This window comes from Pseudoalteromonas sp. EB27 (assembly GCF_001974875.1).
Taxonomy (GTDB): domain Bacteria; phylum Pseudomonadota; class Gammaproteobacteria; order Enterobacterales; family Alteromonadaceae; genus Pseudoalteromonas.
This window is the reverse complement of record NZ_MTQD01000007.1, coordinates 99,908-115,466: the sequence shown is the minus strand read 5'-3', so window position 1 is coordinate 115,466 and position 15,559 is coordinate 99,908. Positions and strand designations below refer to the sequence as shown.

At 37.4% G+C, this 15,559-nt stretch carries 11 protein-coding genes; 3 read left to right on the top strand and 8 right to left on the bottom strand.

Translation table 11 applies throughout. The features are described from left to right. The first annotated feature begins 195 nt into the window (after window positions 1–195). A complete protein-coding gene (locus tag BW142_RS09545) occupies window positions 196–471 on the top strand; it encodes an HU family DNA-binding protein (RefSeq protein ID WP_002962474.1) in 276 nt (91 codons plus the stop codon). A gap of 92 nt (window positions 472–563) precedes the next feature. On the opposite strand, the gene ilvN is transcribed toward BW142_RS09545, so the two are convergent. Together ilvN and BW142_RS09535 are read right to left on the bottom strand one after the other, a co-directional pair. After that, on the bottom strand, window positions 564–1,061 hold the full coding sequence (gene ilvN / locus BW142_RS09540) for an acetolactate synthase small subunit (protein WP_007580691.1): 498 nt from the start codon (window positions 1,059–1,061) through the stop codon (window positions 564–566). Beyond that, entirely contained in the window at window positions 1,061–2,785 is a 1,725-nt protein-coding gene (locus tag BW142_RS09535; protein WP_024598105.1) for an acetolactate synthase 3 large subunit, read from the bottom strand. The genes ilvN and BW142_RS09535 overlap by 1 nt, the downstream gene beginning before the upstream one ends. Window positions 2,786–3,273: 488 nt before the next feature. Here BW142_RS09535 and BW142_RS09530 point away from each other — a divergent pair, with 488 nt between their 5' ends. Then, window positions 3,274–6,270, top strand: a complete 2,997-nt coding sequence (locus BW142_RS09530; RefSeq protein WP_076924718.1) for an immune inhibitor A domain-containing protein — start codon at window positions 3,274–3,276, stop codon at window positions 6,268–6,270. Between the two features lie 57 nt (window positions 6,271–6,327). On the opposite strand, the gene BW142_RS09525 is transcribed toward BW142_RS09530, so the two are convergent. The 6 genes from BW142_RS09525 to BW142_RS09500 form a co-directional block, all read right to left on the bottom strand. Next, window positions 6,328–7,335 carry an isocitrate dehydrogenase gene (locus tag BW142_RS09525; RefSeq protein WP_024598103.1) on the bottom strand — a complete coding sequence of 336 codons (1,008 nt, stop codon included), beginning with the start codon at window positions 7,333–7,335 and terminating at the stop codon, window positions 6,328–6,330. A 206-nt stretch (window positions 7,336–7,541) separates the two neighbouring features. Next, complete coding sequence (locus BW142_RS09520) at window positions 7,542–9,230, bottom strand: hypothetical protein (RefSeq protein WP_076924717.1); 1,689 nt, start codon at window positions 9,228–9,230, stop codon at window positions 7,542–7,544. Window positions 9,231–9,241: 11 nt separating this feature from the next. After that, window positions 9,242–9,625: a DUF3192 domain-containing protein gene (locus BW142_RS09515; RefSeq protein WP_024598101.1), complete on the bottom strand. Its 384-nt coding sequence runs from the start codon at window positions 9,623–9,625 to the stop codon at window positions 9,242–9,244. Between the two features lie 69 nt (window positions 9,626–9,694). Further along, window positions 9,695–10,468: a flap endonuclease Xni gene (gene xni, locus BW142_RS09510; protein WP_007580680.1), complete on the bottom strand. Its 774-nt coding sequence runs from the start codon at window positions 10,466–10,468 to the stop codon at window positions 9,695–9,697. Window positions 10,469–10,478: 10 nt separating this feature from the next. Next, a complete protein-coding gene (gene ppnN, locus BW142_RS09505; RefSeq protein WP_076924716.1) occupies window positions 10,479–11,822 on the bottom strand; it encodes a nucleotide 5'-monophosphate nucleosidase PpnN in 1,344 nt (447 codons plus the stop codon). 65 nt (window positions 11,823–11,887) lie between these two features. Beyond that, window positions 11,888–13,423 (bottom strand): GGDEF domain-containing protein, encoded by a 1,536-nt coding sequence (locus BW142_RS09500; protein WP_076924715.1) that lies wholly within the window; start codon window positions 13,421–13,423, stop codon window positions 11,888–11,890. Window positions 13,424–13,627: 204 nt separating this feature from the next. On the opposite strand from BW142_RS09500, the gene BW142_RS09495 reads away from it, so the two are divergent. Further along, window positions 13,628–15,415: a PDZ domain-containing protein gene (locus tag BW142_RS09495; protein WP_076924714.1), complete on the top strand. Its 1,788-nt coding sequence runs from the start codon at window positions 13,628–13,630 to the stop codon at window positions 15,413–15,415. Window positions 15,416–15,559: the final 144 nt, after the last annotated feature.

Below are 15,559 nucleotides of genomic sequence, written 5' to 3'. Positions count from 1 at the left end.
GCTTAACTTGCGCCAAAATTGTACTCAAATTAAGTCTTTGTTAACCCAACATGCTGTATTTTACCGAGAATTATTTAAATTTTACTCATTTTTTAAGAATTTAAGCAAAAAATGCAATTTGCTGTTGCTAACTCTTTAAAAATGCATAAAGATAGGTTTTGCGAAGGCAAAATAATAACGAATAGGAATCTAACAATGAATAAAGCTCAATTAGTTGAAAAAATTGCTACTGATGCAGAAATCTCTAAAGCCGCTGCTACTCGTGCTCTTGACGCGTTTACAGGTGCTGTAACTTCTTCTTTAAAAGAAGGTGATTCAGTAGCATTAGTTGGTTTTGGTACTTTCTCAGTAAAAGAACGTGCAGCTCGCACTGGCCGTAACCCACAAACGGGTGCTGAGATCCAAATCGCAGCGGCAACTATCCCAAGCTTTAAAGCAGGTAAAGGTCTTAAAGACCAAGTAAACCCTTAATAGGTTTAACGAATTAAATTAAAAAAAGAGCTATTTAGCTCTTTTTTTTTATGTTTAAAAAGCCGCTATATAACGGCTTTAATAGATGAGTGTTATGCTTTTAGCGCTTTATCGCCTCGCCCAATACCAACAGCACCAGAACGTACAACTTCAATAATATCGGTTTCATGGCGAAGTGTGTCTAAAAACGATTCTATTTTGTCTGTACTGCTCACTAGTTGCAAACTATAGCTTTGTCGGCCCATATCTAAAATAACACCTTGAAATACATCAACTACGCGAGTAACCGCTGCACGAGTCGTCTCGTCTTGAGCAAATACCTTAACAAGTAATAGCTCGCGCTCAATGTGACTCATTTCTGTTAAATCGATAATTTTAAGTACATCTACTAACTTGTTAACTTGCTTTGTGATCTGCTCAACAACTCTGTCGTCACCCATAGTGGTAATAGTAATACGTGACAATGATTGATCATCAGTTGTGCCAACAGTTAGGCTGTCAATGTTGTATGCACGTTGTGAAAATAGCCCAACAATACGCGACAGTGCACCCGGTTCGTTTTCTAATAGAATAGATAAAATACGACGCATTATGCTTTTACTCCTTTACGTAACCACATCTCATCAATGCCACCTAACTTGATTTGCATTGGGTATACATGTTCTTTCTCATCAACGTTTATGTCTAAAAAGACTAATCGGTCGTTAATTGACATTGCTTTATCTATAGCAGGCTGCAATTCATCAAGTGTATTTACTTGTATTCCTACATGCCCGTAGCTTTCAACTAACTTAACAAAATCAGGTAGCGAGTCCATGTAAGATGATGAATGACGTCCGCCGTAAACCATATCTTGCCATTGGCGTACCATACCTAAAGATCGGTTATTAAGTGATACAACTTTTACCGCTAGGTTGTACTGTAAACAGGTAGATAGCTCTTGAATATTCATTTGAATAGAGCCATCACCCGTAATACATACAGACTCTTTGTCTGGAAAGGCTAGTTTTACACCCATTGCTGCAGGTAAGCCAAAACCCATAGTGCCTAGGCCGCCTGAATTTATCCACTGACGAGGATGCTTAAATGGGTAATATTGCGCTGCAAACATTTGGTGCTGACCAACGTCAGAACTTACATAAGCATCGCCATTAGTGGCTTTATAAACAGCTTCAATTACGGCTTGTGGTTTAATTTTGTCGCCATCAGTGTTGTAGCTTAAACATTTTTGTTCACGCCAACTAATAATTTGACGCCACCAATCTTCTTGTGCGCTGCGATCTATTTTAATTGGGCTTTTATCAATACCAGCTTGTAGTTGTTCTAGTACTGTTGCTAAGCAACCTACAACCGGTATGTGCGCTTTGATTGTTTTTGAAATTGAAGTTGGATCTACATCTACATGTACAATTGTGGCATTAGGACAAAACTTTTTAACGTTATTTGTTACACGATCATCAAAACGTGCACCAAGCGCTAATATCACATCAGCATTGGCCATTGCTTTGTTAGCCTCAAGCGTGCCGTGCATGCCAAGCATACCTACAAAGTTTGGATGTACACCTGATATACCGCCAAGCCCCATTAGTGTATTTGTAATGGGTGCATTTAACGATTCAACCAAATGCGTTAATTGCTCTGACGTATTTGAAATAACAATACCACCGCCAGAATAGATAACCAGTTTTTTGGCCTCTAAAATAGTCGTTACCGCTTTACGAATTTGTTTTGAGTGCCCTTTAGTATTAGGGCTGTATGTTCTTAGCTCTGTTGTTTTAGGAAATTCGTATTCAAACTTAATGGCAGGGTTAAGCATATCTTTAGGAAGCTCAACTACAACAGGCCCCGGGCGGCCTGTGCTGGCTATGTAAAAGGCTTTAGCTAAGATTGTTGGGATTTCTTTAGCACTTCGACAGTTAAAGCTGTGTTTTACTACCGGGCGAGAACAGCCAACAATATCAGTTTCTTGGAATGCATCATCACCAATTAAATTTGTAGGCACTTGGCCTGATAATACAACCATAGGAATTGAATCCATGTATGCTGTTGCAATACCCGTTATACAATTTGTAGCGCCTGGGCCTGAGGTTGCAAGTACAACACCAACGTCTCCAGTTGCACGCGCATAACCATCAGCCATATGCGTGGCTGCTTGTTCATGGCGTACTAATATATGCTCAATATCATCTTGCTGAAATAGTGCATCATATAAGTCTAAAACTGAACCACCGGGGTAGCCAAATATGTATTTTACCTTTAATTCTTTTAATGCCTGAACTACTAGTTCAGAGCCATTATATTCTTGTTTGCTCATCCTCATTCCTCTGTGCGCTTTTTTATGCATAAAAAAACCCCCGCGTAGTGCGAGGGTTTTTAAAAAGCAGTATCACCTTTTAATACATCCCCGCTGGGCTTATAACTAAGACCAGTACGAGTACGACTAAAAGGTTAATATGTGTGTTCATAGTTTTTACCCTATTAGCAAAACACTGCTTTTAAATTAAAAATTCTGTATGGGTTTATTTTTAAGGGTTTTGAGCCTTTATGTCAACCTTGAAAGTGCTTATTTGCATTTTAAATTCGTTTTTCGTCTTTTATTAATTTAAAACTGCAAAAATATTAACGTTAAGTGAGTTACCTAGCAGAAATTATGCGTTTATTGGCTGTACTATAAAATTAGAATATAAAAGTATTTATGAACCCATAATTATCAGAACATATGTTAACTATATGTTTTTATCGCATGTTTAAATTTTTATTATTAGGTATGATTACTACATAATTCTGTTTGAGGAAAACACAGTGAAAAAAGTGACGTTAATTGCGCTTTTATCTACGCTAATAAGCCCTATCGTAGCGGCTAATAATTTAAGCCCACACGATGTTGGTATAACTAACGAAGAACGTATTTTATATTGGCTTAAAAAAAGAGACCAAGTACCTTTAAGTGAGTTAGATAGTTCATTTAAGTCGTATATGAGTAATATTGAGGTTGCCAACCACTCAATTAAAAATGGCTTTAGGCAATTTAAATCCTCCTTTACTGATTTTTCAAACACAAATAAACAACAAGCCGCTTTTTCAACGTCGCTAGTGCCAGATCAAAGCATTAATGATGTAAAAGTGTTAGCTATCTTAATTGATTTTCCTGATCTTAAATATGACGATAATCAGCTTGTAGATCAAGATACAGAGATGTTTTACGCTGAATATTCAACTGAGCACTATCAGCAAATGCTTTTTAATACTCTAGGTTATGCGGGTCCTGATGGGCAAAGCTTATTAACAGCTGCTGATTATTATAAAGCAGCGTCTGGTAATAGTTTAAACTTTACCGGGCAAGTATATGGTTGGGTAAGCGCTGATAATAACGCAAAAGTATATGGTGAACGCCAAGGTACAACACGAGATAAAAATGCGCCCGCTTTAGTCAAAGAGGCTGTGGAAAAGGCAGTTGCAAAGTTTAATATTAATTTAGCCGATTATGATTTAACTGATTTAGATGATATTGATGGCGATGGAATCCTTAACGAGCCTAATGGCATTATTGACCATGTAATGATTTTTCATTCAAGTATTGGCGAAGAAGCAGGTGGTGGCTACCTAAGCACCGATGCTATTTGGTCCCATCGTTATTATGTATTTGATGAAAATAGCGGCCCGAGCGAGATTGCAGGCAGCAGTATTAAACTCTTTGGTTACACAATTAATCCAATTGATGCTGGTATTGGTGTGGTAGTGCATGAGTTTGGGCATGACTTGGGATTATTGGATGAATACGACTTACAGTCTAACACGGTAGGTGAGCCCGTCGCGTCTTGGTCAGTTATGTCTACAGGAAGTTGGGCAGGTTCGCCAAGAGGTTCAGAGCCCGTTATGTTTAGTCCTTATGCACTTGAGTATTTACAAAATCGATACCAGGGAAATTGGGTTAATCAGCTAACGCTTGATATGGATGAGATAGACGCTAACTCACAGCAGACATTAATTAATACTGCGAGCACTTCACAACTACAAAACCAAATAAAAGTGACACTGCCTCCAAGGCTCGAAAAATTTAAAACGCCAGTAGAAGGTGATTTTCAATACTATTCAAATACGGGTGACAATGTTAGCAACAGCTTAATTAATACCATAGCGCTACCAAGCACAACTGAGGCACTTACTTTAAGCTTTATTGCTTATTACAGTATTGAGCGCGATTACGATTTAGTACAAGTAAAAGTAAATGGGGAGCCTATTGCTAGTAATTATACACAAGCAGTTAACCCATATTATGGCAATATTGGTCCGTATATTTCAGGTGATTCATTTTTAAATAGCGATGCTAAGCAACCCAATGGATACTTAACTCATAAGTTTGATTTATCAGCTTATGCTGGGCAAACAATAGATTTGAAAATTGAATACATTACAGATGCGAACACACATTATTATGGTTTTGTTGTTGATGATATGCGTATTGAGCAAAGTGATACCTTAATCTGGCACAATAATGCACAAGATCAAATTAACACTGAATTTAATGGCTTTGCAAAAGTTGGTAGTTATACGTACGCATCGCCATCACATTACTATTTACAATTGCGTTCGTACACAGGTGTTGACAGCAGTTTGCAAGCAGAGCAGTACTCACCAGGATTATTGTTGTGGTATAGCGATAAATCTCAAGCGGATAACAACACGACAGAGCATCCAGGCAGTGGTTTTGCATTAGTGGTAGATGCCGATCAGCATTCAATAAATAAAGGCAGCACGCAAACTCCCGCTGCTTCAGCAATTCAAATACGTGATGCTGCTTTTAGCCTATATCAACAAAGGGCAGGGTTAGGTGATGATGATTTATCAGCTATCACAGAGTTTACTGATAAAACCGACTATAGTTTTTCAGCGCAACAGCCATCGGGTGTTGTGCTTCCACAGGTTGGTTTTGGGTTTAATATTATAAACCAGTCAGCTGACAGTGAAGACATAGAAGTACAGCTTAATTACGATGTTATTAAGGGTATTAATTTTACCAAAACAGGTTTAATCGTTGATTTTAATATAGAAGGTTTAGCCCTAACACCTGCGGATAAATTTGCGTGGAATTTTGACGATGGCAGCTCAAGCACAGAGTTAAATCCAACGCATACATACCAAGACTATGGCACCTACGATGTTGAGTTTACTGCTAGCAATGGTACTTCACAGCAAGTAACTGTAGTTGAAGTTACACTAGTTAAACCATTATCTGTAAATGAAATTGAATATGAAATAAACCAAGGAATATTAACAGCTCAAGCTTCGTTTACAGGTGGAGTCGCACCGTATACTTATAATTGGCAGCTAGGGGATGGAAGTACTTTAACGACGCAATCGATCACCCATAATTATTTATACTCAGGTGATTACCAAGTAACGCTTACAGTGACAGATAACGAAGGCACGGAGCAAACTAAAGTGGTTGATGTAACTGCAGTTGTTCCGCTTAGCATAGATGCAAACGTTACAGTAAATGATTTAAGCGCTCAATTTAATGGGCAAGTGACCGGCGGCTTTAATAGTTATACTTATAGTTGGGATTTTGGTGATGGCAGTGCGCTATCAAATTTACAAAACCCAATACATACTTATCAAGCTAACGGGGCATTTAATGTAACGTTGAGTGTTACTGATACTCAAACAAATGATACTTTTACTAAAGAGTTATCCCTTACAGTGCAAAAGCAGCAAAGTAGTTCTGGTTCAAGTGGCGGATCATTGGGAGGTTTATTAGTGTTATTACTTTTATGCTTACCTAGGATAAAACGCAGCTAGCAAACACAAAAAAGCCCGCTAAATTAGCGGGCTTTTGAAATTAATAACAAATATTAATTATAAACGGTCAATTACTGATTGAGTGAAATCAGTTGTACCGTGGCTGCCGCCTAAATCGCGAGTTGTACGGTCGCCAGATTTTATTACATCAGCAACAGCACTACGAATACGCTCTGCTGTGTCGCCCATATCTAAATGCTCAAGCATTTGGATAGATGCTAAAATTACAGACGTTGGGTTAGCTAGGTTTTTGCCAGCAATATCTGGAGCACTACCGTGTACAGCTTCAAAAATTGCTGCGTCTTCACCAATGTTAGCACCTGGAGCCATACCTAAACCGCCAACTAAACCAGCACAAAGGTCAGATAAAATATCACCAAATAAGTTAGTCGTTACAATTACGTCAAACTCTTCAGGTGTCATTACCAGTTTCATACACGTTGCATCAACAATCATTTCGTTTGATTCAATTTGTGGGTAACGTTCAGCTACTTCACGCGCAACTTTTAAAAACAAACCAGATGTTGATTTTAAAATGTTAGCTTTATGAACAGCTGTTACTTTTTTACGGCCTTCACGTACCGCTAGCTCGTATGCAAAAGTTACTATTTTTTCTGCGCCTTCACGCGTAATTATTGATTTTGCTTCTGCTTCATTACCGTCTTCACTTACTATTTGGCCTGCACCTGAGTACATACCTTGCGTGTTTTCACGAATAGTAATGATATCAATATCGTCGTAACGAGCTTTAGTACCAACAAATGATTTAACAGGACGTACGTTAGCGTATAAACCAAATTGCTTACGAAGTGTTACGTTAATAGACGTAAAACCTTCACCTACAGGCGTTGTTAATGGGCCTTTAAGAGTGATTTTGTTTTTAGCTATTGTATCAACCGTGTCTTGTGGAAGTAACTCACCTGTTTTTTCAAGTGCAGCTAGGCCAGCATCAACAAATTCATAATCAAAGTCGCAACCTGCGGCTTTTAATATTTCAAGTGCTGAGTCGATAATGCTCGGACCGATGCCGTCGCCTTTGATCACTGTGATGGTTTGTTTGGCCATTGACTTTTCCTTTAAAGAGTTTGATTTGCACATAAATTATTACCCTGAGAGAGTAATAGCTTGTTAGGTCATTTATGTGAACGTGCTTGAAAATTTAAGGGCGCATTTATACCAAGTTATCGCCCATTTTGCTAGTTTATACAGGAAATACCGGGTATACACCAAAGTTATAATGGGTATAAGAACGTTAAATAGTCCTCTATAAATTAAATACTATTAAATAGCGCAAGCGATTCTAATTTTTGATTGAAATCAGTTAGATTTTGCCACTTTAGTATTTTCAGTTGTTCGTTTAATGTTTGCAGTTGCCACGCTGTAAGCGCAAGTTCCGGTTTAAAAACACTCTGCGCAACAATTTTAAGCGTGATCCAGAGTTTATGAGAGTCAGTTAAATGTTTTTTAGGTGTTTGCTCTGCTTCTAAAAGTGCCGTTGTCCATGGGTTGTCACTTAATAAATGAGTAAGCTGTTGCGTTAGTTGCTCGTTATTAATTGCATCCACTCCAAAAAATGAGCTAATAGGGGCACTCAATGTTTTATTTGGTGTGTCGTCAATCAGCGTTTTACGAGAAAGCTGTGTACTGCATTGCGTTAATAAAAAATGAGCATAAGCATATAAAGGTAATGTAATGTGTTCAAATTGGTCGTGTTTATTTTTACTGACTAATAAGGCCATTATTTTCACTAAACAATTTAATCTGTTAGTAACGTATGCTTGCAGAGGGTGTGGGGTAACATTAACTAATTGCTCAAAAACAACTCTTTGAATTATCGCAGGCGCATTATAATAACCGACCATCGATAAGCTATGCTTTAAGTCTTTAGCGGCCTGATGCTCCTTATTGTAAGGTTTTACTGCCTCACATAAATTCGCGACTACCTGAGGGTGAACCGCCATTAGTTGGCTTAACCCTTTATAGCTATATTCGTGCTGTGACTTAATATTACTTATTAGTTCAAGTAAAGACTGTGCTTCATCAACGTCAACTGCACTTTTCGACTTTACATGTTCACTGTTGAACACTTTAAAGTTAATAGTTTTATCAGCGCAATGCCATTGTTTTGGGTTGTCGTTAAGCGTTGCTTTAACGCTAAACCAAGCTAATTTATTTGGATTAGCGGTACTAATTAAAATATTTTTTTGCTGCGCATCAGTCGCTAAATAAATCATGGTTTGCTCGGCATAAAAAACGCGGCTTCCCGGTAACAGTGGCCCAAAATGAGCTATAAGTGATTTGATTAGCTGCAGTGCAAATAAGTTGGGAGTGCGAATGTACAAATCAGCAAGTGCTTTAAATAAACTCATATGTTTATTAGCCGTATTGCTAGTGATGTTCATGCTAATAATATTTGCTAAAGCAATCAGTGTTATGCCCCCATCGTAAAGCATAATTTTAGGGGCACTTACTAATGCTTGTTTATATTTACTTAATTTAGCTAACAATTGCGTAACGGGTTTGGCAGAATCGCCACCGGATAGCATAACTTTTGCTGCTAGTTGATGACGCACTTGCCATGTTTTTTTATCAGAGTCTTGAAAAGGTGTTTGCTCACAGAGCTTGTTTAATTGCGCTCCTACACATAAATGCTCAATAAGTGAAGCTGCTATGTATAGCTCGCTTAGGGCATTGTTATAGTGTTGAGATTTACAAAGTGCAGCGGTTATTACACTCTGACTAACAACTAAGTTGGTTGCATAAGAATAATTAGGATTATAAAGTGTTAAACGTGCTTGTAATGCGAATGGCTGTTTGCTATAGAGCACTCTATATTGCTCGGCTAACTTACTTGCCATGGGGTATAAGGCTGTCCACTTTTGTTTATTGTTATAATAGCTTAAAAAGAGCTGCGTATTATTAAGCAGCTGCTCTAAAGTAGTTGAAACAGCTTCATCCATTAAACCTTCACCTAATTTTGTTCTTGATATTTATTATATGCACTAGGACCCCATAAAAATAGCTGCCCATTTTTAAATAATAACCCAGTACATTCATCCATAGTGGTTATACCGTCAGATGTTTTATGCTGTGTACGATAAAAAACTATCTGAAATACCTGTTCACCATCTCGTTTGGCATAAGTAAGGTCAGGGCTGCCTAAATAATCAAGCACAGTATTTAGTGTTGTAGGCTGCTCAAGTGATAGTTTTTCGATATAACGTTTATTAAAAGCTTCTCGGTCTTGCCAGATCATAGCCTGAGGATCGTCTTTATAAAAGGTGATCACCAACGTTGCTATCAGTGCATATAGCCCTAAACCTAAGATTAAATATCGGATAAATTTTTTCAATATGGTTTACTCTGACTCCGGTAACTAATAATAGTATACGTTTTGTAATGTTTAGAGGCTATTAACTTGCGACTAATTAAGTCTTAACTGCTTTAAACTAAAGCCTAAATTTATATCGGTGCGTAAACTAACCAAGTGCTTTGAGATCACGTACATATCCATATTAGCGGCTAACTTTGCTTTAATACTCGGGCTTAGAGACTCATCTTCGGCAGCATGCTCAATTGAATTATAGTTATTAACTATTTGCTGCGCAGACTTGGTACCTATTCCTTTTACTCCCGGAATATCATTTGTTTTATCACCAGCTAAAGCCCAAAAATCAACGAGCTTATTTTGCTCAACACCAAAACGCTCTTTTATACTTGTCTCATCTAAATAGAGTTTTTTAAAGTAATCATAAACTGTAATGTAGGGGCCTAAATAGGGTAAAAAGCCTTTATCAGTAGAAACAACAGTATTAGCTATTTGATTATTTGATGCTTTAAACGCAAGCGTTGCAATAATGTCATCGGCTTCATCGTTAATAGGCTCAAATACAACAATACCAGTTTCTTCTATTGCGGTTTTAAAGTGCTCTAAGGCATCTTTTAGTACTTGAGGCATTGGCGCACGTGAGTGTTTGTAGTCTTTATAAAAATGATAACGCCAGCTTTTGTCACCATCAAATACTGCAATAGCATGGGTTGCATTACTTGTATCTAAAAGCTTTTTACACGCATGAGCTACACGTGCACAGCACGTTTGTATCATTTGCTCATCGCTGTGATGTTTTTGATTTGCGTCAACGGCGTAAATGCGCCTAATTAAATTAAGCGCATCAATAAGAAGTAAATGGGGTTTCAAACTATAAAACTCATGCTTTTATTTTGTAACACGGAATGTATTTGCTGCCAGGGAGTTTCATACGGCCCTGATCAACAAATGCTTGTAATAACGTATCCATACTTTCCATAAGGGCAGGCTCGCCACTTAAAATGTATGGACCGTTTTGCTTAATGGCTTTTACGCCTTCGTCTTTTACATTTCCAGCTACAATACCTGAAAAAGCTCTGCGTAAATTAGCCGCTAATAACTGTTTTGGTTGATCAAGATGTAAATCAAGACTTGCCATATTTTCGTGTGTTGGTGCAAAAGGTTGTTGAAAATCGTTATCTATTTTTAATGTCCAGTTAAAGTAGTAGGCATCGCCTTCACTTTTACGGTAATCACGAACATTGGCCATAGCCGACCTTAGCTTTTGACCTACTAATTGCGGATTATCAATAATAACTTCAAACTTATCCAATACTTCTTTACCCAGCGTCATTTCAACGAATTCACACAGCTCTTTAAAGTACGCTTCACTTTCTTTTGGGCCAGTTAAAATAACAGGTAAACATTGTTTGGTGTTATCTGGATGCAGTAATATGCCTAATAAATATAGCAATTCTTCGGCAGTACCTGCGCCACCAGGGAAAATTATAATCGCGTGAGCTGTTCTTATAAAAGCTTCAAGGCGCTTTTCAATGTCAGGTAAAATAACTAATTCGTTAACAATAGGGTTTGGTGGCTCTGCAGCAATAATGCTTGGCTCTGTTAGGCCTAAGTAACGATTATTGGTATTGCGCTGTTTTGCATGGCCAATAGTGGCACCTTTCATTGGCCCTTTCATGGCACCAGGGCCACAACCAGTACAAATATTTAATCCACGTAAGCCTAGTTCGTAACCTACTTGTTTTGTGTATTTATATTCAACTTCGTTTATTGAGTGTCCGCCCCAGCAAACAACCATACTTGGCTCGCTATTAACACGCAAAGCACCTGCATTTCTGAGCATATCGAACACCATATGAGTAATGGCTTTTTGCTCTTTTAAATCTTTTTCGTATTTTTGACAAATAAACAAAATATCGCGAATAACAGAAAATATATGCTCGTGAATTCCGGTAATTATTTCGCCATCAACAAATGCGGTTTCGGGTGGGTTTTCAAGCTCAATTTTAATGCCTCGTTCGCGGCTTACTAAACGAATATCAAAATCTTTGTATTTGTCGTATATATCGCTACTTTCGTCGGTATGGCTACCTACATTAAGTACTGCTAATACGCAGTTTCTAAATAACCTATAACGCTCACTAGCAGAAGATTGCTCTAATAAATCAACTTCTAATTGCGACAGTAAATCTAAAACCCCAGTTGGGTTTAACTGTATTAACATAGACGTTCTCCTTACTGCTAAATCGTAAAAAACTACTTGTCATAAAATTTATAATAGCTATGACATTATTTACTGGTACAAAGTCTATCTCGTCCTGAATTTTTGGCCTCGTAAAGAGCATCATCTGCTCTATCAAATGCCTTTAAAAGAGTATCGCCTTTTTTAAACTGAGTAGCACCTACCGAAATAGTGATCTCAATTTGTTTTTCTCTAAATTTAAAAGGTATATTTTTAATTACCTTTCTAACTTTATCCAGAGGTAATGTTGCGTTTTCAAGCGACACACCGGGCATTAACAATACAAATTCTTCACCGCCGTAACGCGCTATAAAATCGGACTTTCTTACCGACTTTTGCAACGCTTTTGATATAACTTGAAGTGTTATGTCACCAGCGGTGTGGCCAAATCTATCATTGATAGATTTAAAGTGGTCAACATCAATAACTGCAAGCGTAACATCAGAGGGCTGAACATTAAACAAGTGCATTTCATGGCTGTAACGTTCATCAAATGCAGCTCGGTTAGGCAGTTTTGTAAGCCCATCAAGTAAACTTTTAAAGCGCTGTTCGTTTAAGCGTTTTTTATACGTTGTTAACTTGTCTTCTAAAGTAACAATTCGTTTATTTATTTCACTAAAGCTAGCGCTAAGCATTTCTCTATCTTTTCGCTCTAACTTTTCTTTTGCTAAAAAGTCTTGGCTTAGTGATTTTAATTCGTTATCTACGAGTTCTTTTAAAGATGAAATTGATGTTGCTTTTTGCGTTTGATCGTTGAGATTTTTAATTTTTAGTTCAATGCTTTTATTTAACGAATCAAATTCAACACTCATCGATTCAGAGTGCCTGCTAGTAGAGACAATAGAATTATGTAAATCTTCGAGGGTTTGATTTAACGAAACTAAAAAGCTTTGCGCAGACTTACGCTCATTACTAATATTTTTTACTACGACTTCAATTATCTTTATGGCGACATCGAGTAGTGCATCTATAGTGTCACTTTCCGTAATACTATTTTTTATACTATTAATTTGTAGTGTAGCTTCTTCTTCAAGTATAAGTTCATTAGCTAACTCAAGTAGTTTTTTTGCACGAGCCTGTTTAGCAGGCCGTTGATTATTAACTTCAGGGTTCTGTTTAGTTAGTAATGCTTCGTGATAAAAGAGAATAAGTTGATCAAGTAGCGGAATATAACCATGAGTTGATTGAACGTTATTAATCTCTTGATCGAGTAAATTTCTCAGGGCTCTGCGAGTTTCATCAGGTAAGCCTTTGGTTTTTTGTAACTGTTTACCTGCATTTTGTACACTGTTAAATAAATCACGTTGCTGAGCTTGCTGAATCGATTCTTGATTTTTAAGTAATATCAAAGTTTCACTAACAAGAGGAGAGAGGTCTTCAAAGCTCATACCTTTGTTGAGTGCACTTCTAAATTTAGCAAGGCGATTATCTAACTCAATATCAAGCCCTTTGCAGCTTAGCGAAAGTTTAGCTGCAAAGTCACACAAAATATCCACTTGATGTTTGCGTGCACTCTCAACAGCCATACGAGCATCAATTGCTTGTTTGAGTTTTTTATCTGTTGGATTAGATCTTTCAGACACTTAAGCGTACCGCCATCAAATTAATTTTATTATCTTCAGTTTACAACAAATTTTTATTATGTGTAGTTATCTAGTAAAAAACTTAGAAATTTTAATAAGCTACTACGTATAAACTCGTATACAGGGCAATTTGTCGTATTTAATTCACTTTTAAATAGGGGCTTGTTAGTCTTATAGGTAATTAAGTTTCCACTAAGAGTCTCTATGAAAAAGTTATTAGCCCTATCTATTTTAGCTGCGTGTTCAGCACCTGTATTTGCCGATGTAAATTATTCTTTAGAAATCTCACAACCTCAACACCATTTAGGCGATGTAAGTGTAGGGTTTCCAAAAACAGCGCAAGCACATCTTGATATAAAACTTCCAGCATGGCGAACCGGTCGCTATGAAATGCTTAACCTTGCCAATGGTGTTCGTTATTTCAAAGCTAAAGATGAAGACGGCAAAGAATTAAAGTGGGAAAAAATAGATCACAGTACGTGGCGTGTACATCTTAATGAGCCAACAGAAATTAATGTTGACTACCAAGTGTATGCAAACGAGCTTGGTAAGCGCTCACGTCACATTGACGACAGCCATGCATTTATAGATGCGTCAGGCTTTTTTATGTTTAGTGAATCATTTCGCCAAGAGCCAGTAACCGTTAATTTAGACGTGCCTAAAAAGTGGCGCTCTGTATCGGGTATGGATAATTTAAAAGGGAAAAATTCATTTAAAGCAGCAGATTACGACGTACTTGTTGATTCTCCAATCGAAACGGGTATTAACCAACTTCACACATTTGAAGTAGATGGCCGTGAATACGATTTAGTTATATGGGGCTACGGTAACTACGATGTAGAGCAAATGCTTACCGATCTTAAAAAATTAGTTGCTACTGGTAATGTAATTTGGGATGGCTATCCGTATGAACGTTATGTGTTTATGGTTCATGCTACATCGGGTGCCGGTGGTGCAACAGAGCATTTAAACTCAACAATTATTCAACGTCCACGCGATAGATTTGGTAGCCGCGAAGATTACCTAGCGTTTATTAGCACCGCTGCGCATGAGTTTGTTCATACGTGGAATGTTAAAGCATACCGCCCTCAAGGTTTGGTACCTTACGATTACACGAACATGAACTACTCAAAACTACTGTGGATCGCCGAAGGTTCAACAAGTTACTTTGAAGATCATCTATTAGTGCGCTCAGGCATTCAAACAACAGATGAATTTTTTAAAGTGATGAGTAAAACTATTAATCGTCATTTACAAACTCCGGGCCGTGAAGTGCAAAGCGCAAGCGAAACAAGCTTTGATAAATGGATTAATCAAGGTGGCGATCATGCACGTAACTACAGCACTAATATTTATTCAGAAGGTTCATTACTTTCATTAGTTTTAGATATCGACTTGCTAGAAAAAAGCCAAGGTAAAATAAGCTATCGCGACGTACACAAAGCACTTTATAACAATCATAAAATGCCAGCTGGTTTTACAGATATAGATGTACTTAATATCTTAAAAGATTTAACCGGGCGTGATTACTCTAGCTGGTGGCAAGACAATGTAGAGTCACCTGCAAGTATCAACTTTGACGACTTACTTACTAAAGTAGGCTTGAAATTTGAGCGTCCTGAAAAAGCAAAAGCGCTTGCAAGTATTGACGCTACTGCTAAAAACACGGGCGAGTTACTTACGCTAAGTTACGTTCGCCGTGGTGGCAGTGCGTGGAAAGCAGGTTTAACTACCGATGATAAAATTGTTGCTATAAACAAACATCACGTAGGTAAAGATTTAAAAACCAGCTTAGAAACGTTTAAAACAGGCGATAAAGTAACTATTGACTATCTTCGTCGCGATGCTCTTGAAAGCTTAACATTAGTATTATCAGAAGAGTTTGATAAGCCTAAAAAAGTAGTTGCTGATAAAGAGGCAACGTCTGAGCAAAAAGCACTATTCAAAGCATGGATTGGCGTGGAACATCCAAATGATGTGACAAAAAATTAAACTCAGTTTTTATAGTGTTTAAATATAAATAACTACCATTAAAAAAAGAGCTTCGGCTCTTTTTTTGTTTTGCATAATGACGTATAAAATGTACATGGAAATTTAACATTAAAGTTAAATTTAATTATTATTTAGTATTTCTCT

Bases quoted from the DNA above. Each gene is read 5' to 3' on its own strand.
- BW142_RS09535 (WP_024598105.1), bottom strand. From the start codon at position 2,785: ATGAGCAAACAAGAATATAATGGCTCTGAACTAGTAGTTCAGGCATTA.
- BW142_RS09520 (WP_076924717.1), bottom strand. From the start codon at position 9,230: ATGGATGAAGCTGTTTCAACTACTTTAGAGCAGCTGCTTAATAATACG.
- BW142_RS09525 (WP_024598103.1), bottom strand. From the start codon at position 7,335: ATGGCCAAACAAACCATCACAGTGATCAAAGGCGACGGCATCGGTCCG.
- BW142_RS09495 (WP_076924714.1), top strand. From the start codon at position 13,628: ATGAAAAAGTTATTAGCCCTATCTATTTTAGCTGCGTGTTCAGCACCT.
- ilvN (WP_007580691.1), bottom strand. From the start codon at position 1,061: ATGCGTCGTATTTTATCTATTCTATTAGAAAACGAACCGGGTGCACTG.
- ppnN (WP_076924716.1), bottom strand. From the start codon at position 11,822: ATGTTAATACAGTTAAACCCAACTGGGGTTTTAGATTTACTGTCGCAA.
- BW142_RS09545 (WP_002962474.1), top strand. From the start codon at position 196: ATGAATAAAGCTCAATTAGTTGAAAAAATTGCTACTGATGCAGAAATC.